At 41.7% G+C, this 25,117-nt stretch carries 24 protein-coding genes and 2 tRNA genes; all 26 read right to left on the bottom strand.

Features of this window, described 5'->3' with window-relative positions; translation table 11 throughout:
* Nucleotide 1 precedes the first annotated feature (1 nt).
* The 26 genes from ilvN to J1C81_RS02060 all read right to left on the bottom strand — a co-directional run bounded on the left by ilvN (nt 2) and on the right by J1C81_RS02060 (nt 25,100).
* Nucleotides 2-478 carry an acetolactate synthase small subunit gene (ilvN, locus tag J1C81_RS02185; protein WP_002898887.1) on the bottom strand — a complete coding sequence of 159 codons (477 nt, stop codon included), beginning with the start codon at nt 476-478 and terminating at the stop codon, nt 2-4.
* Nucleotides 471-2,171 (bottom strand): acetolactate synthase large subunit, encoded by a 1,701-nt coding sequence (locus J1C81_RS02180; protein ID WP_002916402.1) that lies wholly within the window; start codon nt 2,169-2,171, stop codon nt 471-473. Before J1C81_RS02180 ends, ilvN begins: the two co-directional genes overlap by 8 nt.
* Nucleotides 2,172-2,431: 260 nt before the next feature.
* Nucleotides 2,432-3,031 (bottom strand): response regulator transcription factor, encoded by a 600-nt coding sequence (locus J1C81_RS02175; RefSeq protein ID WP_002916403.1) that lies wholly within the window; start codon nt 3,029-3,031, stop codon nt 2,432-2,434.
* Nucleotides 3,028-4,128 carry a sensor histidine kinase gene (locus J1C81_RS02170; RefSeq protein ID WP_002916405.1) on the bottom strand — a complete coding sequence of 367 codons (1,101 nt, stop codon included), beginning with the start codon at nt 4,126-4,128 and terminating at the stop codon, nt 3,028-3,030. The genes J1C81_RS02175 and J1C81_RS02170 overlap by 4 nt, the downstream gene beginning before the upstream one ends.
* A 4-nt stretch (nt 4,129-4,132) precedes the next feature.
* Complete coding sequence (locus J1C81_RS02165; protein WP_002916406.1) at nt 4,133-4,867, bottom strand: ABC transporter permease; 735 nt, start codon at nt 4,865-4,867, stop codon at nt 4,133-4,135.
* A 10-nt stretch (nt 4,868-4,877) separates the two neighbouring features.
* Nucleotides 4,878-5,753 (bottom strand): ABC transporter ATP-binding protein, encoded by an 876-nt coding sequence (locus J1C81_RS02160; RefSeq protein WP_002916407.1) that lies wholly within the window; start codon nt 5,751-5,753, stop codon nt 4,878-4,880.
* Nucleotides 5,754-6,171: 418 nt separating this feature from the next.
* Nucleotides 6,172-6,780 carry an SP0191 family lipoprotein gene (locus J1C81_RS02155; RefSeq protein WP_002916409.1) on the bottom strand — a complete coding sequence of 203 codons (609 nt, stop codon included), beginning with the start codon at nt 6,778-6,780 and terminating at the stop codon, nt 6,172-6,174.
* A 109-nt stretch (nt 6,781-6,889) separates the two neighbouring features.
* Nucleotides 6,890-8,554: a DAK2 domain-containing protein gene (locus tag J1C81_RS02150; protein WP_002916410.1), complete on the bottom strand. Its 1,665-nt coding sequence runs from the start codon at nt 8,552-8,554 to the stop codon at nt 6,890-6,892.
* Nucleotides 8,555-8,556: 2 nt separating this feature from the next.
* Nucleotides 8,557-8,922, bottom strand: coding sequence for an Asp23/Gls24 family envelope stress response protein (locus J1C81_RS02145; RefSeq protein WP_002893676.1), 366 nt, complete (start codon nt 8,920-8,922; stop codon nt 8,557-8,559).
* Between the two features lie 142 nt (nt 8,923-9,064).
* Nucleotides 9,065-9,253: a 50S ribosomal protein L28 gene (rpmB, locus tag J1C81_RS02140; RefSeq protein ID WP_001140948.1), complete on the bottom strand. Its 189-nt coding sequence runs from the start codon at nt 9,251-9,253 to the stop codon at nt 9,065-9,067.
* A gap of 126 nt (nt 9,254-9,379) precedes the next feature.
* A complete protein-coding gene (locus J1C81_RS02135) occupies nt 9,380-10,042 on the bottom strand; it encodes a LiaF transmembrane domain-containing protein (RefSeq protein ID WP_002916411.1) in 663 nt (220 codons plus the stop codon).
* 5 nt (nt 10,043-10,047) lie between these two features.
* The gene (locus J1C81_RS02130; protein ID WP_002916412.1) at nt 10,048-10,494 is read right to left on the bottom strand and encodes a LytTR family DNA-binding domain-containing protein; all 447 of its coding nucleotides are present in this window, start codon (nt 10,492-10,494) and stop codon (nt 10,048-10,050) included.
* A gap of 176 nt (nt 10,495-10,670) precedes the next feature.
* Nucleotides 10,671-12,209 carry a hypothetical protein gene (locus J1C81_RS02125; RefSeq protein WP_002916413.1) on the bottom strand — a complete coding sequence of 513 codons (1,539 nt, stop codon included), beginning with the start codon at nt 12,207-12,209 and terminating at the stop codon, nt 10,671-10,673.
* Nucleotides 12,206-12,418, bottom strand: a complete 213-nt coding sequence (locus tag J1C81_RS02120) for a hypothetical protein (protein ID WP_235787748.1) — start codon at nt 12,416-12,418, stop codon at nt 12,206-12,208. The genes J1C81_RS02125 and J1C81_RS02120 overlap by 4 nt, the downstream gene beginning before the upstream one ends.
* Before the next feature lie 210 nt (nt 12,419-12,628).
* Entirely contained in the window at nt 12,629-13,273 is a 645-nt protein-coding gene (locus J1C81_RS02115; RefSeq protein WP_032909899.1) for a hypothetical protein, read from the bottom strand.
* A 640-nt stretch (nt 13,274-13,913) separates the two neighbouring features.
* Nucleotides 13,914-16,001, bottom strand: coding sequence for a hypothetical protein (locus J1C81_RS02110; protein WP_002916415.1), 2,088 nt, complete (start codon nt 15,999-16,001; stop codon nt 13,914-13,916).
* A 175-nt stretch (nt 16,002-16,176) separates the two neighbouring features.
* Nucleotides 16,177-16,249 (bottom strand) — tRNA-Thr (locus tag J1C81_RS02105).
* Nucleotides 16,250-16,300: 51 nt separating this feature from the next.
* A complete protein-coding gene (locus J1C81_RS02100) occupies nt 16,301-16,759 on the bottom strand; it encodes a GNAT family N-acetyltransferase (RefSeq protein ID WP_032909900.1) in 459 nt (152 codons plus the stop codon).
* Between the two features lie 50 nt (nt 16,760-16,809).
* Nucleotides 16,810-17,595, bottom strand: a complete 786-nt coding sequence (locus tag J1C81_RS02095; RefSeq protein ID WP_002916417.1) for an ABC transporter permease — start codon at nt 17,593-17,595, stop codon at nt 16,810-16,812.
* 1 nt (nt 17,596) lies between these two features.
* Entirely contained in the window at nt 17,597-18,415 is an 819-nt protein-coding gene (locus J1C81_RS02090; RefSeq protein ID WP_002916418.1) for an ABC transporter permease, read from the bottom strand.
* 1 nt (nt 18,416) lies between these two features.
* Nucleotides 18,417-19,409, bottom strand: coding sequence for an ABC transporter ATP-binding protein (locus tag J1C81_RS02085; RefSeq protein ID WP_002916419.1), 993 nt, complete (start codon nt 19,407-19,409; stop codon nt 18,417-18,419).
* A 302-nt stretch (nt 19,410-19,711) separates the two neighbouring features.
* Entirely contained in the window at nt 19,712-20,629 is a 918-nt protein-coding gene (locus J1C81_RS02080; protein WP_002916420.1) for a metal ABC transporter solute-binding protein, Zn/Mn family, read from the bottom strand.
* Nucleotides 20,630-20,649: 20 nt separating this feature from the next.
* On the bottom strand, nt 20,650-23,082 hold the full coding sequence (locus J1C81_RS02075; RefSeq protein WP_002916421.1) for a pneumococcal-type histidine triad protein: 2,433 nt from the start codon (nt 23,080-23,082) through the stop codon (nt 20,650-20,652).
* 318 nt (nt 23,083-23,400) lie between these two features.
* On the bottom strand, nt 23,401-24,282 hold the full coding sequence (locus tag J1C81_RS02070) for a class II fructose-bisphosphate aldolase (protein ID WP_002902377.1): 882 nt from the start codon (nt 24,280-24,282) through the stop codon (nt 23,401-23,403).
* A gap of 177 nt (nt 24,283-24,459) precedes the next feature.
* A tRNA-Leu gene (locus J1C81_RS02065) sits at nt 24,460-24,545 on the bottom strand.
* A gap of 144 nt (nt 24,546-24,689) precedes the next feature.
* A complete protein-coding gene (locus J1C81_RS02060) occupies nt 24,690-25,100 on the bottom strand; it encodes a GyrI-like domain-containing protein (RefSeq protein WP_002916424.1) in 411 nt (136 codons plus the stop codon).
* Between the last annotated feature and the right edge of the window lie 17 nt (nt 25,101-25,117).

Below are 25,117 nucleotides of genomic sequence, written 5' to 3'. Positions count from 1 at the left end.
TTTAATCTCGGGTAAAGCCTGTCGCTCCAGTCCGAGCAATATTTTTGATACCATATGGGCGAATAACTCGAAGCAGAGCCTCGCTCTTCTCCGCATCACCAGTCATCTGAACGGTAATGGAGCTAGGTGCTACATCCACAACTGTCGCCCGGAATGGCTGGATAATAGACAGAATCTCTGCCCGCTTATCAGCTGGAGCTGAGACCTTAACCAGAATCACTTCACGCTCTAAATGAGGGCGATCCGTGATATCTCGAACCCGAATCACATCAATCTGACGATTGAGCTGCTTGATAATCTGCTCGACTTCTGCCAATGAAGCCACATCAATGATGATGGTGATACGGGAGACTTCCGGATTTTCCGTCGTTCCGACTGAGATACTCTCGATATTAACCTGACGTCTGGAAAGAACACCAGTGAAACGGTTCAGGACACCCGAACGGTTTTGGAGTTTAGCTGTCAACATTCTACGCATGGAACTTCACCCCCAACATCTCATGATTGCTCTTGCCAGCTGGCACCATTGGAAGAACATGCTCCTTACGAGAGATATCTACCTCGATAAACATTGGTATATCTTCCTTTAAGGCTTCCAAATCCTGGACAATGGTCTCCGGATTGTCAAATTTATAGGATTTAACACCATAGGCCTGAGCCATGAGCTGGAAATCTGGCAAAGTTTCAAAGACAGACTCAGAGGTACGACCATCATAGAAAGCTTCCTGCCACTGGCGTACCATGCCTAGCGAATGGTTGTTAAGCATGATGACCTTAATCGGAATCTTATAGATATTGAGAATAGCCATCTCTTGGTTCGTCATCTGATAGCCACCATCTCCAACAAAGAGCACCACTTCCTTATCCGGATTGGCAATCTTAGCTCCAATCGCTGCAGGTACACCGAAGCCCATGGTTCCTAGACCACCAGACGTTACCAGTTGACGCTCGTTTTTATAAGGATAATATTGGGCAGCCCACATTTGGTGCTGACCAACGTCTGTTACGACGATGGCATCGCCCTTGGTTAGCTCACCCACGCGCTCAATGACAGCCTGAGGCTGTACGACACGTTCTTTCTTGTCATATGAGCGAACTCGCTCCTTGTCCTGGGTTACTTTGTCAATCCACTTGCTGGTATTATTATGCACCTGCTCTTCATTCAGCAGCATCTGTAGGGCTTTCTTAGCATCCCCTACGATAGGAATATCTACGCTGATAATTTTTCCAATTTCCGCTGGGTCAATATCAATATGTGCTACTTTAGCGTTCTTGGCAAAGGTTTTCGGATTACCGGTCAGACGGTCATCAAAGCGGCAGCCGATACTAATCATAAAGTCAGCCTCAGTCATAGCAATATTGGCCGCAAAAGAACCGTGCATTCCACCCATACCTAAGAACAAAGGATGGTCTGTCGCAATAGTTCCCTGACCTAACAAGCTAGTGACCACTGGAATCTGATAACGCTCCGCAAACGCAACCAATTCCGCTGCTGCCTCGGCATAACTGATACCCCCTCCCGAAAGAAGGACCGGCTTTTTAGCCTTAGAGATTTGTTTGATAATCTTCTTAATCTGCAATTCATTAGGCTCAATAGTCGGCTGGTAACTCGGCAGATGCAACTTGCTGTCGTAGATAAAGTCTGTTTCCAGAGCCGAGACATCCTTAGGCAAATCAATAACGACTGGCCCAGGACGACCTGTCGTCGCAATGTGAATAGCTTCTGTAATAATACGCGGAATGTCTGCCGTCTCCCGAACCTGATAATTGTACTTGGTAATAGGAGTCGTAATCCCAACAATATCCGCTTCCTGAAAAGCATCTTTACCGATCCCAGCCTTGGCCACCTGACCAGTAAAGACTAAAAGGGGGACGCTATCACTCATGGCATCGGCAATGCCGGTAATGGCATTAGTCGCTCCCGGACCGCTGGTCACAACTGCAACTCCGATTTTCCCTGTAGACTTAGCATAGCCTTCTGCTTCGTGAACACAGCCTTGCTCATGGCGGCCCAGAATGTGACGGATGCCTTCAAAACTATAAATAGCATCATAAAGCGGCAGTACAGCGCCGCCGGGATAGCCAAAAATCGTATCAACACCAAGATTTTTCAAGGTTTCCAAAACAAGCTCTGAACCTGTCTTAGAAGTTTCTAATTTGATTTTCTCCATTCTTCCCCTTTCATTTATTTACAATTTTCTAAAAATTCAAAAAGCTTTCTACTATGATAACATTTTTGAAAAAAATTGCAAGCCGCTAGTTAATTTTTTTCTTGATTTTTTATCTAAATCCGAATGTTTTTCAAACAAAAGATAAAAAGCCAGAACTATATCTATAGTACTGACTTTTCATTAGAATTATTAGCTCTCAAATGTTCCGTTTATGGGAAAGCTACCGCTCCTCATCTTTTCTACAAAACTGAGTATGCCAGCTATAACCAGCCTTTCTCTTGCCCTATTCGGACGGCTTCTGTTCGATTTTCAGCATCTAGCTTGGTCAAAATAGCAGACATATAGTTACGAACCGTTCCATTTGACAGGTAGAGTTTTTCAGCAATTTCTTTATTGGACAGGCCAGTCGCCGCAGCTTGTAGGACTAGCCTCTCCTGCTGAGAGAGAGGGTTCCTGCTGGTCATCAGTACCTCCATCAATTCTGGCGAATATTCCTTTTGCCCAGCTAGAACGGTGTGGATGGTCTTCATCAAATCCGCAATGCTACGCTCTTTGAGCACATAAGCATCTACATCTGCCTTAACAGCTCGCTCAAAGTAGCCCGGCCGCTTGAAGGTTGTGACGATGATGACCTTGATGTTGGGTCGATTGGCCTTGACCCATTCGAGAACGTCTAGACCGGTCTGGTGGGGCATTTCCACGTCCAAAATAGCTACATCAACAGTTTCTGAGCTAAGACAGTCAATAGCCTTCTGCCCATCTGCGGCCTGATAGACTTCTTCGACATCTGGCTGCAGCTGCAAGAGCTGAGCTAAGGCATCTCTCAGCATACTTTGATCTTCTGCTAACAAAAGTTTCATGCTTCCTTCCCTCCGTACGGCAATTCAATCCGAATCCACGTTGGATCTTGGCTGCTAAGAATCTCAAGCCTTCCTGACAAGGCAGACAGTCGCTCTCGAATACTATGCAACTCCCGACCAGTCAGCTTTTGAAAACCACAACCATCATCCTGAATGTCCAAAACAAGCTTTTCGTCTTTCTTTACCAAAGAAAAATTACTCTTTTTAGCCTTGGCATGCTTAATGATATTGGTCGCCGCCTCCAGTAAGATCATACTAATCGTCGACTGCTGACTCGGTGGGATACTGGCAACATTGAGTTGGTTATCTATTTTTACCTGAACGCCGCTCATCTCCAGCATGGCACGAATGGTCACTAGTTCCTCGTCCAGAGTCCGATTCTTTAGATCGTTAATAATCCGCCGAACATCAGCCATGGACTTCTTACTAATCTCTTGCACTTCCTGCAGTTCTTTTGCTGCCTTGTCATAGGCTTCCATCTGCAAAAACTGCTGAGCCAGCTCCGCCTTAACACTGAGCATAGCAAAGGTGTGTCCTAGACTATCATGTAAGTCTCGACCAATCCGATTGCGCTCATTTTCCGCCAGGAAAAGATTCAGCTGGGCATTTTGCTTGACCTTTTCTTCCTTGATTCGCTCTGTCGTTTGAATCCGATAAAGACCAAAAGTCAAACCATCCGAAAAGAGAAAGATTACAATATAGGAAAGCAGCTCTGCTGGACCAACATTGCCCATCAAATAATTAGTCAGCACAATAGCAGGCTGCAAGGCGAGAAAGGTCAAAAAACGCCAGGATTTAAAAGAAATATCATCCAGTTCGTAAATAAGAAGATTGGATAGATAAAAAATATACCAGGTAAAACCTGTATTCAGCCAGACAGAACCATAATATATGTAAGCAATCAAGAGCCACCAAGAAAAAAACTGGATAAGGCGATGGTTACTTAACAAGACCGCATAGTAAGCCGCAACAAAAATAGCTGTCCAGAGCAAGACGAAAAGCGGGTATTCCCCGCTAATCACTCCCGCAACTGGAAAGATAATAAAGACCAGCGCAATATGAAACATATAGTGGACTTGTTTAAGTTTTTCCCACATGAATTTATTTTACCTCAATTCGCTTTTTGAGCTGCAGCACAAGAATGCTGACCAAAACCGTATAAATCAGAACAATCAAAGCGGCCTTGCCATTAAACTCATGGTGTTCCAGATAAGAAGACACGACTTGCATCAGTTGATAACTTGGCGTCAACTTACCGATTGGCTGGAGCCATTTTGGAAACATAGTCAGAGGAAACCATAGACCGCCTAGAACAGCCAGTGCCATATAGACGATATTGCCCACAACAGACATGAGCTGAGCACTTGGCAAGAGACTGACCAATACACCCATGGCAATAAAGACCACACTTCCTACCAGAAGGATCAAGGCAATAAGAAGCCAGTCCACCATTGGCAGATTAACCCCGCGAACAAAATGCCCAATCGAGAAGACTACGATAATGGAAAGCATAAAAGTCAACAAAGTACTGCAAAGTTTTGATATATAATATTTTACCATAGAAATCGGCGAGTGCTGAATCATTTTTTGCCAGTTGTTATTTTTATCAGACTGTAAAGTGCTTGGAATGCTAAAGAAGGCACTAGACATGATACTAAAAAGAGTCATAGAGAAGAGGTAGCCTCGAAGCACAGGTTCAGGCGTATCACTTCCAGACATCATTCCTGAGAAAATCAGGTAAAAGACGCTGGGCAGACCAATAGACAAGAGATAATAAGCAGCCTGCCGCTTCATTAAAATCAACTCAATCTTCATAAGACTTGCCATATTTTTCATGATTACTCTCCTATTCTTGTGTCGTTTCAAAAATACTATCCAAGAGGGTACGGTTACGTACTTCAATCTCTTCGATTGTACAGCCGTGTTCCTGCAGGACTTGCCAGACTTGACCAGCATCTCTAGTAGCAAAAGATAAAGCCTTTTGCTTGATTTCTATATCAGTCACATTATCCAGCTTTTCCAGCACAGACTGATAAGTCAGCGGCAAGGTAAAGTGTTTTTCCTGCTCCTCACTGCGCATGGCATAAGGCGTCGTGTCCCGAATCAACTCGCCCTTGTGCAGCACCAAAATCCGATCTGCCGTATGCTCGACTTCTTCGATATAGTGAGAGGAATAAACGATGGTCACTCCCTGCTGCTTGAGCTGATTAACAATTTCCCAGAAATGCTGACGAGTGGAAGTGTCCATAGCTGAAGTCGGTTCGTCCAAGAACAGAATCTTAGGACGGCCAATCAGACTCAGAACAAAAGAGAAGAGACGTTTTTGTCCACCAGACAGCTTACTGGCCAACTGATTCTTTTGCTTATCTGTAAATTGCAGCAAGTCATCAATTTCTTGATTGGACAGACTATTTGGATAAATAGCTTGGAAGAACGCCAAGAGTTCCTTGACCTTCAAATCCTCCACCACTGTATTTTCCTGTGGTAAAATCGCTACCGACTGCTTGAGATGAGTGTCAGTTGGCTTGAGTCCCTGAATTGTAGCCTGACCCGCTGTCAGAAACTTATCACCCAACAAACAGTCCATGAGAGTCGTTTTCCCTGCTCCATTGGGACCAATCAAGGCTACACAATCACCTTGGGAGATTTCAAAGGAAATATCCTTTAAAATCTCCTTACCATGAATGCTTTTTGAAAGCTTCTTTACTTCAATCAGTTCCATTTTGCTCCTCCTTTGATTTGATAAGCCTCATGTGCATCTTTCCTTTATTTTTCAAAAGGCGAAAGAAGAACGAAGGCCAAATGCTGTTTGAATTATTACAGCAACCTTTTATCATTTTGTTAACTATATTATAAGGCAAAGAAATTTTTCCTACTAGTTGATTTTGTCACCGACTGACATGACAAATGTCACTATTCTGCATTTAGAGACCAAAGCTAGCAAATATTGGAATAATCTGATTATTTCCCTTCTGCATGAAGACACAAAAAAGCCGGCTCCCTCATTGAGAGGAACCGACTAGTTGTATGTCTGTTGCAATTCAGATAGAAACTGGAATTAAAGCAGCCTAATCTAAAAAAATTTTCAATAAACTAGCTACTCAACTTTGTAAGATGAGGCGACCAACGCTTTTTAAACTTTAGCTCTGCCCCTCTTCTTTGAGACCGTTGAGCTTCAGACTCAGAATAAACATCTCAGGTGTAATATCCTTAATGTCCTTCAGTCCAAAACCTTGGAAGAAACTGTTCTTTTCCACTTCTTCGACATTGACCTTTTGCAAATCAATTTCAATCAAGGTCTGCAATTTCTTCTCTGCTGTAACTGAATAATCAATATTAACACCTTCCAAGCTCTTAGCTGCTACATAGTTTGAATCAGACTGCATTCCTTCACGAATGATAGTCGTCATCTCCTCTGGAGTCAAAGTAGCTGATGCCGCACTGGCTTCTTCTGGCAAGGAAGTGAGCAATTCCATACGAAGATTCAAGATTTTCTTGCCCTGATAAGTAATTGTATCACGATGATGAATTTCTTCAATGTCTCCGACTAACGTTTTAGAGATAATCTCTGTACTTTCAGAAGAAGAACTGGATGACTTGCTGGAGCTGGAGCTAGAGCTAGATTTAGTCCGCCTAGAGGAAGCTGCTGATTCAGAAGAATGTCTAGGACGATGCTTGCTGAAGTTAGGAAACACACAGCCCGTCAAGAGTACCGAAGCAGAAATAACAAGAATGAAAAATTTTTTCATAGTTCACCTTTTTTACTTTTTATTTGTTACAGTATAACATAATACCAGTTTCTTGTCTAAGTATTTTCTATAAAATGACTAAAGGCAACCTTTCGATTGCCTTTTTATGCTATTCAACACTAAAAATATATGGATAAACCGGCTGACTGCCCTGATGAATTTCTACTTCTACATCCTCGAATTGTTCCATCAAATCTTGAGCAAGACTGCTAGCCAACTCTTCGCTGCCGTCTTCACCGATATAGATAGAGACAATCTCGCTGTCTTCATTGAGCATCTTGCTGAACGTTTCTTTCAAAGCTGTCAGCATATCCGGATTAGAAACAACTATCTTACCATCCACCATACCGAGGTTGTCATTCTCATGAATTTCCAAGCCATCAATCGTAGTATCACGAACCGCAGTTGTCACGCTGCCGCTGACTACTTCTGCCAAGGCTGCAGTCATACGCTCTTGGTTTTCCTCAATAGTCTTGCTGCCATCAAAAGCTAGGAGACTGGTCAAACCTTGAGGAATGGTGCGAGTCTCAATCACTGCTGCTGGCTGCTCAATCACTTCTGCTGCTGATTGGGCTGCCATGAAGATGTTTTTATTGTTTGGCAAGATAATAATATTACGAGCATTGACTTGCTCCACAGCCTTGATGAAGTCTTCTGTAGATGGGTTCATGGTTTGGCCACCAGAGATGATGTAGTCAACTCCCTGAGCCTTAAAGATTTCAGATAAGCCATCACCAGCTACTACAGCGATAATCGCATACTCTTTCTCTTGAGCCGGCTTGGCTGAGCGCTCTTCTTTTTCAACCTGCGCTTCGTGCTGGTTGCGCATATTATCAACCTTGACCTTGACCAAACTACCATACTTGAGACCTTCCTGCATAACCAGTCCTGGATCTTCAGTATGAACATGGACTTTGACGATTTCATCATCGTTGACTACCAACAGGGAATCTCCCAAATCGTTGAGGTAGTTACGGAATTCATCATAATCAAAGTCTTTTACATAGGTTGGTCCTGCCTTGAGAGCCACCATGATTTCTGTACAGTAGCCGTAAGTGATGTCTTCCGTTGCCACATGGCCAGCTACAGACTTATGATGCTCAGCATTGATCATCTCAGACATGGTCGCAGGTGTCGCCACAAAGTCCTCAGAAGCGATATATTCGCCTGTAAGAGCAGACAAGAAACCTTCGTAGATAAAGACCAGCCCTTGACCGCCAGAGTCCACAACACCGACTTCTTTCAGAACCGGCAGCATATCGGGTGTCTTAGCCAGAGCAGCCTTAGCTCCTTCAAGAGCCGCTTTCATAACTTCTACAGCGTCATTAGTGACTTCAGCTTTCTTCTTGGCTCCGATAGCCGCACCGCGGGAAACAGTCAAAATCGTTCCCTCAACCGGCTTCATAACTGCCTTGTAAGCCACTTCTACACCAGACTGAAAGGCCAGAGCAAGATCTTCACCAGTCAGCTCTTCATGCTCCTTCACACTTTGAGAAAAACCGCGAAAAAGCTGGGAAGTGATAACGCCTGAGTTACCACGCGCGCCCATCAAAAGGCCTTTCGCAAAGATACCTGCTGCTTCGCCAACTGTTGAAGCAGACTTGTCTGCCACTTCCTTAGCACCATTTTCAATGGTCATGCCCATGTTGGTCCCTGTATCTCCGTCTGGAACTGGGAAGACATTCAAAGAGTTTACATATTCAGCCTGTTTATTTAAGCGAGTAGATGCTGCCTGCACCATTTCTTGAAATAAACTAGTAGTAATATTTGCCACGATTATTCTCCTACGACTTTAATATTTTGGATATAAACATTCACTGCATGGGCAGTAATTCCGAGCTTGTTTTCCAAACTGAACTTAACACGCTCTTGGATGTTTTTAGAAACTTCGCTGATTTTGACTCCATAGCTTAACACAGTGTAGACATCAACTGCGATATCACCTTCATCAGTCGCTTTCACAACCACGCCCTTAGCATAGTTTTCTTTTCCTAAAAGGGCTTGAAAATTATCCTTGATTGCATTTTTGCTGGCCATGCCAACTACACCAAAAATTTCAGTCGCTGCACCACCGACGATTGTTGCAATCACATCATCAGTCAGCTCAATTTGACCATCTTTTGTATTAATTTTCACAGTCATAATTTGTACCTCAAAAGTATTTTATAGTTTATTCTACCATATTTTATACAGGGTGTAAAAGAGGAAGGGCCTAAATCAACTGTCTAGGCGGAAATTTCAAAGCAAAAAAGGACGGAAAATTTCCATCCTTTTTAAATAAAGATTAAACGCGTTCAACTTTACCTGATTTAAGGGCACGTGCTGAAGCCCAAACTTTTTTAGGTTTACCGTCAATCAAAACAGTAACTTTTTGAAGATTTGGTTTAACAGCGCGTTTTGTTTGGTTCATCGCGTGAGAGCGGTTGTTGCCTGATACAGTCTTACGACCAGTAAAGTAACATACTTTAGCCATTATCGTGTTTCCTCCTATTAGATCTAATATTACGGATGTGCTAGCACCACATACCTTCCTATATTACCAAAAAACTTGACGTTTGACAAGTACATTTCTCCAAACTTTCGAAATTAATCCGTTTTCCTAAACATAGCTAATCTTCAAAGAGCCGAAAGCCACGTTGCCTTTGACATAGAGAGTTTTTTTCTTTTCGTTGACATTGCGGGGATTGTAGACAGAGCCAAAGGCATTATCTACATCCAGCTCTACACGCCAGTCACTTGGCACATAAAGCATCACACTGCCAAAAGACAGATCCACTTCAAAAGTTGCTGAGTCCCCTTCGATAGTCGCATTATCAAAATAAACCGATGCACTGCCAAAAGCACAGTCTAACTTTTCATAGGTGAAGTTATCTGAGTTGATATAGCGCGTACCACTGCCAAAAGCAATATCATCTTTTGAGGAAGAAGAGGCAGTTGAGAAGATACGCCCCTTAAAAATACGCTGGGGCTTGAAAATCATATTGAGACCGATACAAGCCAGAATACCACCCAAAACCAAGGTTCCTGTTGAAATAGCTAAAAAGTGGTAAACGGCATTGGCAATGATCAACGCAATAACTGCCATGATAAGCCCAGTGCCAAAGTCTCTTTCTAAGAAATTTTCCAAGGCGAAATAGGCAAACATTGCAACTACTAGCATGGGCCAAATATTAAAATTGAAGGCAGGAATTCCAAAATTCCCCTGCAGCAGGACCCAAGCTGCCAAGACTAGAAAGCCGATTCCAAAAATTGTTTTTTTCATGATAATTACCTCACTTCACTTAACTTTTCTTTTACTAACTGATAATAATGCCTAGACACATGCACCTGTTTATGGGTATTGTAAAACTGGACGGTGCTCGTTCCTGAAAAGGACTTGTCCAAAGCATAGATAGCCTTGATATTGGCAATGGTGGACTTTGAAATCCGACAGAAATAACGGGGCAGAATCTCCTCTAACTCATAGAGTTTCAGTTTAACCTCATAAGCATCATTGCGGGCATGGGCAAAAATCTTGCTGCCGTCCGTCTCGAAAAAGAGAATATCCGCTAAATCAAGAAAGTACTCACTGCTTTCCTTATAGAAAAGAATGGACGGAGTCGCCGTTTCTTCCAGTGCTTCCTGGATACGCTGAATCCGCTCATCCAGCCGCGAAACTTTTATCACCATTTCAGTATCATCCAAACTCTGATCTAATTCAATCCGAATGTTCATACGCTCTCCTTTCCATCTGCTTATATTTATTATAACAAGAAACTCCCGAGAAACAAGGCCTTTTCAGTAAGTGGTTAAATTTGACCGGTAAGTGGTTTGCTGCTAACATTGACAAGAATCAAACATCAGAAAAACCGGGACGAAACCCGGTTTTTTGACAATATAAGGAAAAGGAATTAGTTTTTCTTGTTTTTACCTTTAGAGGTTTTATCTGCTTTAGAATCAGTTGATTTAGACTTTACTGATGTATTCTTTGGCGTTTTAGCATCCTCCTTATTATTAGAGCTCACTTTGTTATTTTTAGAATCAGTTTGTTCTTTAGACTTACCAAAAGCTTTTTTGCCCAAATCATAACCTTTTTTACCCGAATTATAAGTGTCGTTTGCAAGACCAACTGCTGCTGCTGTCTGATTTCTATAAGCATCTGCTATTTGTTCAAGACTCCCACTTTGTTTCGCTTGCTCTACCTTTTTATTAGCTTGGTTATATTCATCAATTTTTTTAGTAAAAGAAGTAAGTGTATCCTCTATTAACGAAGTGAAGTACTCCGTTCTTCCAGCCCATTCAGCTGTTTTTACAGGCTCCATCTGATATTCTGCAGCATGGGTATATGCAAACTGCTCAATATTTTTGTTCACTCCCCTTATTTCATCAAATTTTTTCTTAACCTTATCAGTAATAGGAGTTGTACTTTCTTCAGTCTTTACAGCACTCACCGGCCCTGCAAACATCGCACCTGCTTGATAGTAGTCTTCTGGTGTTCGACTAAAAGTTTGAGATAAGCCTAAGTCAACCGTCGTTGGAAGAGTTTGGTTAGTGAGTACATCCTCTGTAGCCAAAGGATTGTTAAAAAGGGTTGAAGTAGGCTTACTTTCGCTGACCCGTTGCCAATCTCCGTCTAAAAATGAACCTGGCAATTGATTTTTTCCTGTTGCTGTCAGAGAGGATGCATAGTCTAAAGCAAAGCCTGGGAGTCCTTCCTTACTCGTGGTTTTCTGCTTGAAGCCTGCCCAATCAGCCAAAGCCTCTGACATCGTTGGGGTGTTAACAGTTTTTGACTTCTCAGAGATATCAATCTGCTTCCAATCACCCTCGACTGGATTAAAGCCAGACCATTGATTTACTGATGATGTGCTAACAAAGTCCTCTGTAGGTTTTGTTGCAGAAAAAGTATATTCACCCTCCAATGGAGAGAGACTTGCTGTTCTTGACGCAGCATCCTGAACACTGGCCCAATCACCAAGTGTCAAATCACTTAGAGACTTACTTTTGTTGGAAACCTGGCTTCCAAATGCATCGGTTACACGAGTCCAGTCTCCTGTTGTAAAATCATCTGTTGCCGTGATAGTTGACGAAGCCGAATTGTTGAAAGAATCATTGATTCTAGACCAATTATCTGCCTCCAAATCACTATAAGCAGCACTTGTTGACGTTCTATTGTCACTAAAATCTGATACATGCGACCAGTCACCTGCTGTAAAGTCGTTCAGACCTAAGCCACTTGTTGAAAATTTATCGCTTGATGAATCAGATACTCTTGACCAATCGCCTGAAGTAAAGTCACTCACTGTCTTGCTGCTTGACGAAGCATTATCAGCCAAGGTATCAGATGTTCGAGACCAATTACCTGTATCAAAATCACTAAAAGAGTCGGAAATCTCGGAAGATTTCTTAGCGACTGAATCATTGGTGGTCGTCCAATTTCCTGCGCTCAAATCTGCAGAACTTGTATTGCCGTCAGAAATGCTAGACCAGCTTCCAGAACTATAATTGTTGCCCGATAAAATAGCATCACCAAAGCTAGAAAAGTCGCTGTTATCCTTAGACGAACTGGCATCTCCAATACTGGACCAGCTTCCAGATCCATTCGACAAGTCGCTGTCGCCAATACTTGACCAATTCCCAGAACTATCTGACGATCCAAAGCTACTATCTGAAGTAGAGGTTCCAAGACTATCATTATCTGAAGTAGAATAGCCACCGAAACTGTTAGAATCAGAAGATCCGAAACTTCCAGAATCTGAGAAACCTAGACTATCACTATTTGAAGTAGAGGAGTCATAACTACCAGAATCCGAGGAGTTTGAGCTGAAACCACCGGAATCTGAGGTACCGGAACCAAAACTGCCGGAGTCTAAAGAACTGGAACTAAAACTTCCAGAGTCTGAATAGCTTGAACCGAAACTGTCGGAATCCGAGGTACCGGAACCAAAGCTGCCGGAGTCCGAGGAGCTTGAACCGAAACTGTCGGAATCCGAAGAACTGGAGCCAAAGCTATCAGAGTCTGAAGAACCTGAACCGAATCCGCCAGAGTCCGAGGAGCTTGAACCGAAACTGTCGGAATCCGAGGTACCGGAACCAAAGCTACCGGAGTCCGAGGAACTTGAACCGAAACCACCAGAGTCCGAAGAACTTGAACCAAAACCGCCAGAGTCCGAGGAGCTTGAACCGAAACTGTCGGAATCCGAAGAACTGGAGCCAAAGCTACCGGAGTCCGAAGAACCTGAACCGAATCCGCCAGAGTCCGAGGAGCTTGAACCGAAACCACCGGAGTCCGAGGTACTGGAGCCAAAACCGCCGGAATCTGAGGAATCTGAACCGAATCCGCCAGAGTCCGAGGAGCTTGAACCAAAACCACCGGAGTCCGAGGAATCTGAACCGAAACCACCGGAGTCCGAGGAGCTTGAACCAAAACCACCGGAGTCCGAGGAATCTGAACCGAAACCACCGGAGTCCGAGGTACTGGAGCCAGAATCTGAGGAACCTGAACCACCATCATAAGCCTGGACCTGCCCAACGTGGACAAACACAGCGCTCAACAAAATCAAAAGCATTAGTCTTTTCTTCACAAATGCTCCTCCTTTCTTTTTTTACTATTCTAATATACCATAATTTTATTATAGGCTGCTGAGTTTTTTTGCCATGTAAAAATATTTTAAAGACCTTGAAATATTATGTCATATATAATTGACACCTTGTCCAGTAAAAAAGAAACCTTGCTTTTACAAGATTTCTAAGACCTATTTATACCCCCTGCAGGGAATTTTCTTATTAACCCAAATTTGTATTATATAGTGCTGCTCTTAAATTTGTGATAAAAATAATATCAAGCAGTACCTAAAAATTCCTGGTAAAGATACATATTGGGTTTCGAACCATAAAAAACCTAAGCGTGTATCACTCCAACTGTCTAAAAATAAGCTTAATGCTTCTAACTTCTTCTTAAGTAGGATATAAAAAAATTATCTTTCGCTTGATGAACTAGAAAAAGCTACTGTAGATTATAGTGTTTTCTACAAAAAACGAATTAAAAGGACCGAATCCTGTTCAATATAGAATTCAATCCTTTCAATAATTATTGGTTCAGCTTTGAAATCTTAGTATAGAAACCTAGTCTTTCGATAAGATGTCAAAGAAGATTATTTTTCCTGACTATTACTAGCTCCTTCGGAGCCCTCCTTTTGTCCCCCTCTCATTCCTTGAATTATTCCAAATAGCGAGGGAATGCGATCTTCTTTTTCTCCAGTAATGGGATTATAACCTGTCGTACCGATAACAACATCTAAAGGCTCTACATCTGTTTTAGATCCAACAATATTATTTGCAATAATAGCAATTCGACCAACAGATTCAGGCAGAGGAGAACTATCAGGAACAGCATCAGTTCCTGATAAAGTCTCTCCAGTAAGTCCAATGTAGACATTATTTGCTACATTATGAGTTAAATTATCAGCAATTATACCGATGTATCGTGCACCCGTTTCGCTTGTTCTAATCACCCCTGTTCCAAGAACCGGAGAAGTTCCTTGTGCTATATTATAATTTAAAGATCCGATAGGGGTTAGAACTTCTTCAGGCACTGGCTGAGGATCAGGAGTCACGTATGTTCCCAACTCAGTAAACGTCACTCCAGCCAATTTTCCAAATGTGCCATCAAATACATCATAAACTTCTTCTCCAACAATACCCAAAAGAGTCGTTGGAGTAGAAAAAGGCTTTCCAGTTTCTGTCCCCCACATATTAGGGTTCCTTCTTTCTTCTGCATTTGTTGTATTTGTTGCAGAGACAGTGTAATCAGCCTCCAAGGGAGAGTAATTACCCCAAGCATCGTTTCCCAAAACATTGAAAGTTTCATTTGAATCAACTGCCAAACCGCTACCAAGGTCAACAGAAGATTCGGATCCAGTTATATCGGCTGGTTTATCCGAAACGAAACTGCCTAAGCTGTCCGGATTAGCTGTCAAACCATTGCCTGCGGAAGCCGCAGTGCTTGATTCAGTTGCCGAATCTATCGAATTAGGCTTGTCAGAGCTTGCCGAGTTTATTGACTCATCTGAGATAAAACTACCTAGACTATCTGCATCTGCAGTCAAGCCACTGCCAAGGTCAGCAGAAGATTCAGATTCAGTTGTATCGGCTGGTTTATCCGAAACGAAATTGCCTAAGTTATCAGAATTAGCTGTCAAACCATTGCCTGCAGAATCCGTCGTGTTTGATTCAGTTGCCGAATCTATCGAATTAGGCTTGTCAGAGCTTGCCGAGTTTATTGACTCAGTTGTAGAATCTGATTCTGAGATAAAACTACCTAGACTATCTGCATCTGCAGTCAAACCACTGCCCAGGTCGGTAGAAGATTCGGATCCAGTTGTATCGGCTGGTTTATCCGAAACGAAACTGCCTAAGCTGTCCGGATTAGCTATCAAACCATTGCCTGCGGAAGCCGCAGTGCTTGATTCAGTTGCCGAATCTGTCAAATTAGGCTTGTCAGAGCTTGCCGAGTTTATTGACTCAGTTGTAGAATCTGATTCTGAGATAAAACTACCTAGACTATCTGCATCTGCAGTCAAACCACTGCCCAGGTCGGTAGAAGATTCGGATCCAGTTCTATCGGCTGGTTTATCCGAAACGAAACTGCCTAAGCTGTCCGGATTAGCTGTCAAACCATTGCCTGCGGAAGCCGCAGTGCTTGATTCAGTTGCCGAGTCTGCCAAATTAGGCTTATCAGAGCTTGCCGAGTCTACTGACTCAGTTGTTTGATTAGCTGAATCTATAGGAGTCGAGGAAGCCGTCGTTTCATCTGTAGTAGTGACAGAATTAGTTGCATCCGTAAGGGGTGTGGGAGCGGTCGCTACTGCTGTATCTGGTGTGCCCGCCATTATCTCATCTGTGCTCGTTGTTGGATTGCTTGATTCTGTAGAAACTGGGGCAGAAATATTCCCCAGATTAGTCAAATTATCACCATCATTTGCTGACGCATCCAAAGAATCAATAGTTGGAATATCTGAAGCGAAGTCACCTAAACTATCCGGATTAACGGTCAAACCGCTGCCCAAATCAGAGGAAGAATCATCATCAGATGTGTCATCGTCAGAATCTGAATCATTAGACGAACTAAAGCTACTAGAATCTGAAAAACTATCAGAGTCACTGCTATCAGCACGAACTTGTCCTATACCAATAAATATGGAAATTAATAAAATTAAAAAAAATAGCAATTGTTTTTTCATAAACACCCGCTCCTTTCTTTTTATATTAATTCACTGTATCATATTTCTCTTTGATTTTCTTGATTTTTCCACCATGTAAAGATATTTTAACCTCTTTGCATTCGAACTTTTATAATTGACACCTTGTTCAGTAAAAAAGAAACCTTGCTTTTACAAGATTTCTAAGACCTATTTATGCCGATTGCAGGGATCGAACCTGTGACCTACGCGTTACGAGTGCGTTGCTCTACCAACTGAGCTAAATCGGCGCCTTTTCCCCTTTATTCTAGCATCTTGAGTTTTTTTGTCAAGGGAAAATTTCACAACTTTTTAACCCAAATCAAACAAGGGTTGTTTTTATCCCAAAGTTCAGGAAAGATTTCTAACTTTTTAAAGCCCTGAGCCTGATAGAAAGCGTTAGTCCTGTCGTAAGTAGGATAATGACCTGGTGCTACCGTTTTCACTTGCAAATAGGATGCCTTTTGACGAGCAGATTTTTCTAAAACTCCTAGAAGTTGACTGCCAATTCCCGCTCTATGATAGCATTTCTTAACAGCTAGACAGTCAATCTCAGCACAATCTTCACTAGAGTATGATAAGCTTACAAAGCCAGCCAAATCACTCTCCTGATAGGCAGACCAAACTTGCAAATCCGTAGCTCCTTCAATGTAAGCTTGTGTACTTTCAGGTATTCCAAACCATTCTGGCAGATCCTTCAAAACTTCGCTAACCACTAGCATCTTTTGTTTTTCTTCCTTCACTTCTTCAATCACTATCATCTTAAAATCCTTTCTTGATTTAAGCTTTAGGACCAATCATATTTTCTATCTTACGATCCTGCACTTTCGTAGGCGTCTAAGCCCCTGTCCCATAGTTTCAAAGAAATGAAAAAGAAGACAAGAGAAATCAGAATCAAACCACCGATATTAAAGAGTCCATTCTTTTCCTGCAAGAAATAGCTAGCTGGATAGTAGGCCGTAAAGGCGAAAGGCACAATGAAACTAATCAACCAACGGATAAGCGAATGGTAAATCGAAATCGGATACTTGGCAAAATCATTGAACATATAGAAAATATAAATCATAGCTCCTGATTGCTTGGTCCAAAAAGCGATACTCGCTGTCGCTATTTTTAAGGAAGTATAAATCAAGGTCGCAAAAGGAATACAAACTAGGAAAAGCAAGAATTTGGGAAGAGTCCAAGTAATGCTTGTCACTGTTGTTCCAAGTAGGATTCCACCAACCAAGAGTTCGCCCAAAGCATCAATCTGAAAGGTCTCGACTAGGATGTGAAAGAGAGGATTGATAGGACGAGTCAGGTATTTGTCAAACTCTCCTTTTCGAACCAAGCGTTGCCCCAGTGCCCAGAGATTGTCAAAAAAGAGATGGTCCAATCCCTTGGGAATTAAGGAAAAGCCATAGATAAAGGCAATCTCTTGGAATGTCCAGCCTTCCAAGGAAGGGATGTGTTGGAAGAGCACGTTGAGAAACAAGAGGTTCAAACCTTGGGTCAGAAATACTCCCAGCACACCAACCACAAAATCAACCTTGTATTCCATGATTTGCTTGATGTATTGTCTGATAAAAATCAGATGCATGCGCTGATATTTTTTCATACTAACCTCCTTGAATGGTGATAAATGACTGGACTCGTTTCCAAATCAACTGAGACAAGCCCGCCATCACTAAAAGCCAAAACAACTGCAGGAAAAGAGCCTGAAGAATCTGACTGGTATCGTATTTCCCAACAATGATCATGACTGGAGTGTAAATCAAGGATGAAAAAGGCAAAAAGGAAAGAATATTTGAAACAATCTTAGGAAAGAAAGCCAAGGGAATCAAACTCCCCGACATAAAGGCAATCAGAGAATTCTTGAGCAGATTAGACCCCCATAGATTTTTAAACACAAAAGCTGAAAATCCAAAGCAGATATTAAAGAAAAAATTGATCAGATAGGCTAGGGTTAAGCTAAAGAGATAGATAACAGTTAATCCCAGCACTTCTACAATCCCTTGCCCAGAAAGGATTTTCATCAGAAAAATAACACTTAAAAATGGAAGTCCGACGCTGATAAAAATCAACCACTTTGAACCAAGCTCGGTGAAGAGATAAGAGGCCGCAAAATGCACCGGTCTCAGCAAGCGCATGATAATCGATCCGTCCTTGACCTCTTCTCCAATCATAAAAGAACTATCAGACCTAGTCAAAAGATTGGTCACAAAACTCATGATGATGTAGAGGGTGATATCTGCCATGCTGAAGCCCTGAATCAAGGACTCCTGCGAGGAATCAAAGACCGCCTTCCAGAGATAGAAAGCAACAAAGGCTCCCATGACATCGCCAAGCCGATAGAGAATAAAGTTGACTCTATAGGTGATCAACTCCTGAATCCCTGCATTGATAAAGGGCTTATAACGTCTCCACAATTTGACCATCTTAGAGCTCCTTTCGGTAGAAGCGACGGATAATATCCTCAATATCCGTATCCACCATCTTCAAATCACGGATCTCAAAATCAGACAAGGTTTGCTTGATAATATCTGCCGTCTGGTAGCGGGAACTATCGAATTCAATGTTGAGGCTATTTCCTTGTCTATCAATAGTCATGTCAGGCAATCCTGAATAGTGAGAAACTAGATGACTTTGCCCTGGTAGCAGTTCAAAGGAAAGAGTCTTCATCTTTCCAAAAGTCTCCTTAAGCTGGCTAACCGTTCCATCAAAAATCTCCTGCCCCTTGTCAATCATAAAAATCCGATCACAAAGTTGCTCAATATCACTCAGGTCGTGAGTGGTCAAGAGAATGGTTGTCTCTTCCTCCTGATTAATCTGGGTGATGGCCCGGCGAATGTTATCCTTGACCGAAACATCCAAACCAATGGTCGGCTCATCTAAAAAGAGAACCTTGGGATTGTGGAGCAAGGAAGCAGCAATATCCGCCCGCATCCGTTGACCCAGTGAAAGAGTCCGCACGGGGTCTTTGATAAACTCCTTCAAGTCCAAGACTTCATTCAAAAAGTCCATGCGCTTGTGGAAGAGCGAGTCCGGCACATCGTAAATCTCCTTTAAGACCGTGTAGGTCTCTTGCAGAGCCAAATCCCACCACAGCTGGGTTCTTTGCCCGAAGACCACTCCAATATCCTTGACATAGTCTTGGCGATTGTCCTGCGGAATCTTGCCGTTAATCCGACAAAAACCAGATGTCGGTTTCAGAATTCCTGTCAGCATTTTGATGGTTGTCGACTTCCCAGCACCATTCGCGCCGATAAAGCCTAAAATTTGCCCCTTGGGCACCTCAAAGGTTAAATCCTTGACCGCTTCAAAGGTCTGCTTTTCAGGATGAATAAAGGATCGCAAAGCTCCTTTCAACCCTGGTTCCTTAACTGTTTTTACAAAATTTTTCTGAAGATGCTCTACTTCTATCATTGCCATATCTATCTCCGCTATCGTAAGGAATAGAAAATCGTATTTTCAAACACAAGTATTCTAAATCCTTACTTTCTACACCTTCTAACTTTTATTATTACAGAAGGCTTTATACCAACCTATTATAGTCCAACAAAAAATAGAATGCAAGCGTTTGCCTATAGATCATGAAATTGAAAATTTCTCTCTTAAAATAATACTTTTAATACAAACTTCTGGTTTAATAGTTTCCTTAAAACACCAAAAAAACCTACCCTTATGGGCAGGTTTCCGTTTTGTAGTCTTCAGCTAGATTAAGCATTAACTTCTCATTTCAATTCTTTAGCCAAGATACTCATGTTTTCTTCTAGATTCTCTAGGTAGTTTTTATCATTTTGGGGATCGGCTTCTAAAGGATTGAGAGTTTTCAGTCTGACTCCCGTTGACTTGACGAGCGTTTCTGCCACTTTCGACGATGCATTGCTTTCGGTAAAAATCGTTTTAACTTTATATGTTTTCACAAATTCTTGAATTTCAGTAAGCTGCCTTGCATTTGGCTCTTGTTCAGGAGAAATCCCTGCAATACCTAGCTGCTGCAAACCAAACCGCTTTGCTAAATACGAGAACGCAGTATGTTGAGTGACGAAAGTCTTTTCCTTAGCCTTTTCAAAGATTGGTTGGTATTTTTTGGTCAATTCTTGAGCTTTAGAAATGAATTTCTTAGCATTTTTTTGATATATTTCCTTGTGTTCTTTATCGAGTTCAGATAGCTTATCCGCAATAATCTGTGCTTCTTCACCAGCTTTTTCAGGATCTAGCCATGTATGAGGATCATAAAGAGTTTTTTCATCGATTCCTTCGCCAGCTTCCACGTCTTCCAAACCCGATACACGTTCCAGGGGCATTCCTTCGGAAGCTTCAAGTACTTTCACCTTAGATTTTTGCAAATTTGGATCCAAGCTCCCCGCCCACGACTCTAAGGTATGTGAATGATAGACAAAAACATCCGCATCATAGATAGCAGCTACATCATTAGCCGATGGTTCAAATGAATGGATCCCTGTACTAGATTGAATCATGCGAACATCATTCAAATCACCTGATACTTCTTTAACCATGGCATAAACCGGATAAAAACTGGTCACAATCTTCAAACCTTTAGCTTGTTGTTCTTCTTTCTGAGTACACGCTCCCAGCATCAAAGCTAGTATACTCAGCACTAGTAATACTGCAGTTCTTTTTTTCATACAATACTCCTTCACCTCAGCTAATCAGTCACTTCTGTACTTGACACAGAAGCTGAAGAAGCAGATTGCAGCAAGGCTAGCAATTTTTCTACTTCTGCCATGATGTTATTATTATCCATAGTCCCTAAATTAAGATTATTTCGCAATCCTGTTAAGGTCTCAGTTGCATTGGATTTCAAACTTGGATCCGTCGTCTTTTCAAGTAAGTCTTCCGCCTCTTGCAACTTAGCTTCTACTTTAGCAGTTTCAACTTGAGGTACTTCTGGCTCAGTTGGTGTTTCCTCTTCAACTTCTTCCTGAGGTTTCTCTGGGCTAACAGTATCCTCCTTGTCATCTTTTTTACCTAAAACATGATCACTTGCATTCCCCCATCCATCGCTAGATTGTGGTCGCTCATCTGGATGTTCAACATAATACTTGATAGTTGCAAATAAATCCTCTAATGTATAGCCATTAGGAGCTCGGTAAGTCTTATCATCGAACCAAGCAAATTTGATGTTGTGGTAGTGATCCTTATGAGGGATAATCAGATTACCATTTTTTACTGCTACAGTATGCTCAACATTGTAAGGCAGACGAACGATCGGTATCCGTTTCTCTCCTTGAACACGTTCGTAGATAGCAGCCGCACTTTCTCCACTTGGATTGGCTTTGGAATCATCTGTTGGTGCAGGTGGAAGCAGACCTTTTTCTTTAGTATAGGTCTGAGCAGCTGCTTTTTCTTTAGCTGAAAGACTATCTTTTCCTATCCAGTGACTGTGTCCCATATGAGGGGTTACATAAGCATCTCCTTCGTCGCTGATAATATCGCGCGCATCAAAGATATATCCATCAGATGTCGTATATTTGTCAGCTAGCTGGGCTACTCGAACTTCGGTTTCAGTATACTCAATCTGTGAATTTGCTTTGCCTAGACGTTCTGGATGATTGATAGGCGCAAGAAATGCTAATAAGTCATCAATTAATTGCACCTTATCACTTGTTTCATCATTCAAACGCTTCACTAAATCATCCAAGGCTTGAAAATCTGACAAACGTCCCTTATTTTCTAGCAATTGCTGATGGGTCTGAGTCAGAAGACCATATACCTTATCATAAAACTCTTGATCTTTCGGTTCAACTGATTCTTTCTTAGCTTGCAGGACATGAGGTATGCTTTTCTGCTTCGCCAATTTATTTTCAATCGCTGTAATAATCTCTTTAGGCAAGTCTTTAGCTAAAAGATAGCGGGACACTCCTTTATCCTCTAGCACATAACCGTCAGCTATTTTCCTAACAACCTGCTGGATTAAATCCTTATCCAATGAATCCGCATGTTCCAAATTTAACTTTGGAGGAAGAATCGGTTTTAAAGCTGGTTGAGATGGAGTTAGTATCGGAGTTGGTATAGGTCTATAAGGTGTCAATCCTAACATAGGTTTATTAGGCTGACTTATAAGAGGAATTGTCCGAGCAAGCTTTTCTTCCAATGCCGACATTTGTGTATAAGGAATAAAGTGATAATGATTACCATGTGGCACTGCTACTCCATTTTGTGTTCGACTAGTAATTTGTGCTGGATCAAAGATCAAGCCATCTGATTCAACATGACGCTGACTAAGTGGAAGATTATAAAGTTGCTGAAGGAGACCCTTAACATCTTCTCCTTGACTCGGTTGATAGTTGTTTGAAATTTGAGTAAAAGTAGGTTGTGTCTGTATCCAGCCACCGTTTCCATTATTATACGAAGGGCTGACTACAGTACTAGCTACTTTTCCTCTACCTGATAGGTAAGCTTGAGCTGCAGCTAGCTCACTAGGCGACAAATCACTCTTTGGGATATAGTGAAAATGATCACCATGAGGTACAATATACGCATCTCCCGTATCCTCAATAATGTCTGAAGCATTAAAAACATAGCCATCATCTGTTGTATAACGGCCTTGAGCTCTAGCTGTTGCTACTTCATTGCTTATTTTCGTAACATTATGACCATGTTCCTGCTTTTGACGATTAATCTCTTCCTTACTGCGAATATTATCCGCACGAGCTATATCTTTCAGATAAACATAATATTGTCCATTAACCTTGATAACATATCCACCCTTGACTTCATTGACAATATCCTCAGTCCTAAGTTGATAGTTGGGATCTTTCATCAAAAGATCTTCGCTGAAAATAGCATCATATGGAACTTTCCCATTATAATAATGATAGTGATCACCATGAGAAGTGACATAACCCTGATCAGTAATCTTGATAACAATCTGCTCCGCGTTAATCCCCTCTTTTTTGCTTACTTCGTCAGGCGTTAACTCCTCAGACTTTTGAACACCTTGCTTACCATCAATATAGCTAACTCGATTGGATTTTTTAATCGAACTGTTTGCCTGATAATAACCTAACTGATGAGCAAAAAGACCCACAGTAGCAATGACAACAATTCCTGTTAAGTATTTCTTATTTTTTTCCATTGAATATCACTTTCTTTTTTGATTACATAGAATTCGCTAAAACCTATCACAATTTACAATTAACTCATAATATACCCCCAAAGAAATCATCTAAATATTTTTTCTATAAAATATAGAAGAAACTCAATTTTTAACAACTTACTAAACTAATTAACCAGTTAATTAACTGGTTAATATTTTACTCCTCATCATCTAGTCTGTCAAGATTTTTTTATTAGATTGTAAGAAAAATATTATTTATTCTTTACTTGTCCAATTATCATAATACAAAAAAGCCTATCCTTTCGGATAAACTTTTTTAAAAATATATTAAGCTTCTTAAGCTTTACCTTCTGAACCGAATACGTCGATACGTTCTTCAACTGATGCTTGGATGGCTTTTACACCGTCAGCCAAGAATTTACGTGGGTCGAAGAGTTTTTTCTTGTCGTATTCTGCTTCGTTTGCTTCGTAGTCACGAGCGAATGCACGAGTTGCATTAGCGAATGCGATTTGGCATTCAGTGTTAACGTTAACTTTGGCAACACCAAGTTTGATAGCTGCTTGGATTTGGTCATCAGGAATACCTGAACCACCGTGCAATACGATTGGGAAGCCTGGAAGAGCTTCTGTCAATTTCTTCAAGTGGTCAAGATCAAGACCTTCCCAGTTTGCTGGGTATGGACCGTGGATGTTACCGATACCAGCTGCCAAGAAGTCGATTCCAGTTTCAACCATTGCTTTAGCGTCTTCGATTGGAGCCAATTCACCTTTACCGATGATACCGTCTTCTTCACCACCGATAGTACCAACTTCAGCTTCTACTGAGATACCTTTAGCGTGTGCTTTTTCAACGACTTCCTTAGCCAATTTAAGGTTTTCTTCTACTGGAAGGTGTGAACCATCAAACATGATAGAAGTGTAACCAACTTCGATACACTCAAGTGCATCTTCGTAGTGACCATGGTCCAAGTGAATCGCAACTGGTACAGTGATGCCCATTGATTCTACAAGGTTAGCGATCAAGTTGCGAGCAACTTTGTAGCCACCCATGTATTTAGCAGCACCCATTGAAGTTTGGATAAGCACTGGTGCTTTCTTAGCTTCTGCCGCACGCAGGATAGCTTGAGTCCACTCAAGGTTGTTTGTGTTGAATCCACCAACTGCGTAACCATTGTCACGAGCTGCTTGGACAAATTTTTCTGCTGAAACGATTGCCATTCTTATCAGGCCTCCTCTTATTTTTTGTGGTTAAACCACTTACATTGTTTATTTTATCACTTTTTCACTAAAATTGCTAGTTTTTCCTGAAATTTTAAAGAATTGCAGGGAGACACTCAGCCTTTTTAAGCGTCTCTATTGCAAAAAGAAAAAGCTGACCGAAGCCAGCTTACTTGATGCGGAGAGAGGGACTTGAACCCTCACGACCTAAAGCGGTCACAGGATCCTTAGTCCTGCGCGTCTGCCAATTCCGCCATCCCCGCGATTGAGTACCTTATTAGTATAACAGGACAGCTAAGGCTTGTCAAGAATATTTTTTAGTTTATTTCAAAAAATCAACTTTCTACTCAATCAGCAAGACTGGGAAATTTAAACGAAAATGAAGCTAAGACAGGAACACAGAAAACTCAGTGCTGCTGAGTCGCAACAAAGACAGCAACCGTTTGGTCGGGATCGTATTTTTCGAAGTCAAAAGTGTAGCTCCGATGAAGCTCATCTGTTTCTTCTGCCTGCCAAATCCTCTGCCAAGCATGAAGAACCGCTTGAGGATCCTCCTTATCTGCTTCAAACACTTGATAGATCTGCTCGGATGTGTCAAAATCATAGACTTCCCCATCTGTCAAACGGCAGATAGAGAGACTGTAGTCTCCTTTGTAATCACTGGCATAGTCATGATAGACGGCATAAACCGGCTCCCCTTGGGCAAAAGCTTCTTTCACAGCTCCCTCTTGTTCCTGCCAGAGAGCTTGGATTTTTTCTATACAATGCTCATCTTGAAAATTATTAGTACGAATACTAGCTAAAATGTTTAGAAACATCTTCTTCCCTCCTTTTA

Source organism: Streptococcus sanguinis (assembly GCF_050225395.1).
Lineage (GTDB): Bacteria > Bacillota > Bacilli > Lactobacillales > Streptococcaceae > Streptococcus.
The sequence above is the reverse complement of the archived record's forward strand: the minus strand, read 5'-3'. Positions and strand labels throughout refer to the sequence as shown.

Coding starts and splice junctions, on each gene's coding strand:
- J1C81_RS02145 (WP_002893676.1), bottom strand. CDS start 8,922: ATGACTGTGAAAATTAATACAAAAGATGGTCAAATTGAGCTGACTGAT.
- J1C81_RS02100 (WP_032909900.1), bottom strand. CDS start 16,759: ATGATAGTGATTGAAGAAGTGAAGGAAGAAAAACAAAAGATGCTAGTG.
- J1C81_RS02110 (WP_002916415.1), bottom strand. CDS start 16,001: ATGAAAAAACAATTGCTATTTTTTTTAATTTTATTAATTTCCATATTT.
- rpmB (WP_001140948.1), bottom strand. CDS start 9,253: ATGGCTAAAGTATGTTACTTTACTGGTCGTAAGACTGTATCAGGCAAC.
- J1C81_RS02130 (WP_002916412.1), bottom strand. CDS start 10,494: ATGAACATTCGGATTGAATTAGATCAGAGTTTGGATGATACTGAAATG.
- J1C81_RS02135 (WP_002916411.1), bottom strand. CDS start 10,042: ATGAAAAAAACAATTTTTGGAATCGGCTTTCTAGTCTTGGCAGCTTGG.
- J1C81_RS02165 (WP_002916406.1), bottom strand. CDS start 4,867: ATGAAAAATATGGCAAGTCTTATGAAGATTGAGTTGATTTTAATGAAG.
- J1C81_RS02115 (WP_032909899.1), bottom strand. CDS start 13,273: ATGATGGTGGTTCAGGTTCCTCAGATTCTGGCTCCAGTACCTCGGACT.
- J1C81_RS02080 (WP_002916420.1), bottom strand. CDS start 20,629: ATGAAAAAAAGAACTGCAGTATTACTAGTGCTGAGTATACTAGCTTTG.
- J1C81_RS02170 (WP_002916405.1), bottom strand. CDS start 4,128: ATGTGGGAAAAACTTAAACAAGTCCACTATATGTTTCATATTGCGCTG.
- J1C81_RS02175 (WP_002916403.1), bottom strand. CDS start 3,031: ATGAAACTTTTGTTAGCAGAAGATCAAAGTATGCTGAGAGATGCCTTA.
- J1C81_RS02095 (WP_002916417.1), bottom strand. CDS start 17,595: ATGAAAAAATATCAGCGCATGCATCTGATTTTTATCAGACAATACATC.
- J1C81_RS02155 (WP_002916409.1), bottom strand. CDS start 6,780: ATGAAAAAATTTTTCATTCTTGTTATTTCTGCTTCGGTACTCTTGACG.
- J1C81_RS02075 (WP_002916421.1), bottom strand. CDS start 23,082: ATGGAAAAAAATAAGAAATACTTAACAGGAATTGTTGTCATTGCTACT.
- J1C81_RS02160 (WP_002916407.1), bottom strand. CDS start 5,753: ATGGAACTGATTGAAGTAAAGAAGCTTTCAAAAAGCATTCATGGTAAG.
- J1C81_RS02085 (WP_002916419.1), bottom strand. CDS start 19,409: ATGGCAATGATAGAAGTAGAGCATCTTCAGAAAAATTTTGTAAAAACA.
- J1C81_RS02060 (WP_002916424.1), bottom strand. CDS start 25,100: ATGTTTCTAAACATTTTAGCTAGTATTCGTACTAATAATTTTCAAGAT.
- J1C81_RS02090 (WP_002916418.1), bottom strand. CDS start 18,415: ATGGTCAAATTGTGGAGACGTTATAAGCCCTTTATCAATGCAGGGATT.
- J1C81_RS02180 (WP_002916402.1), bottom strand. CDS start 2,171: ATGGAGAAAATCAAATTAGAAACTTCTAAGACAGGTTCAGAGCTTGTT.
- J1C81_RS02070 (WP_002902377.1), bottom strand. CDS start 24,282: ATGGCAATCGTTTCAGCAGAAAAATTTGTCCAAGCAGCTCGTGACAAT.
- ilvN (WP_002898887.1), bottom strand. CDS start 478: ATGCGTAGAATGTTGACAGCTAAACTCCAAAACCGTTCGGGTGTCCTG.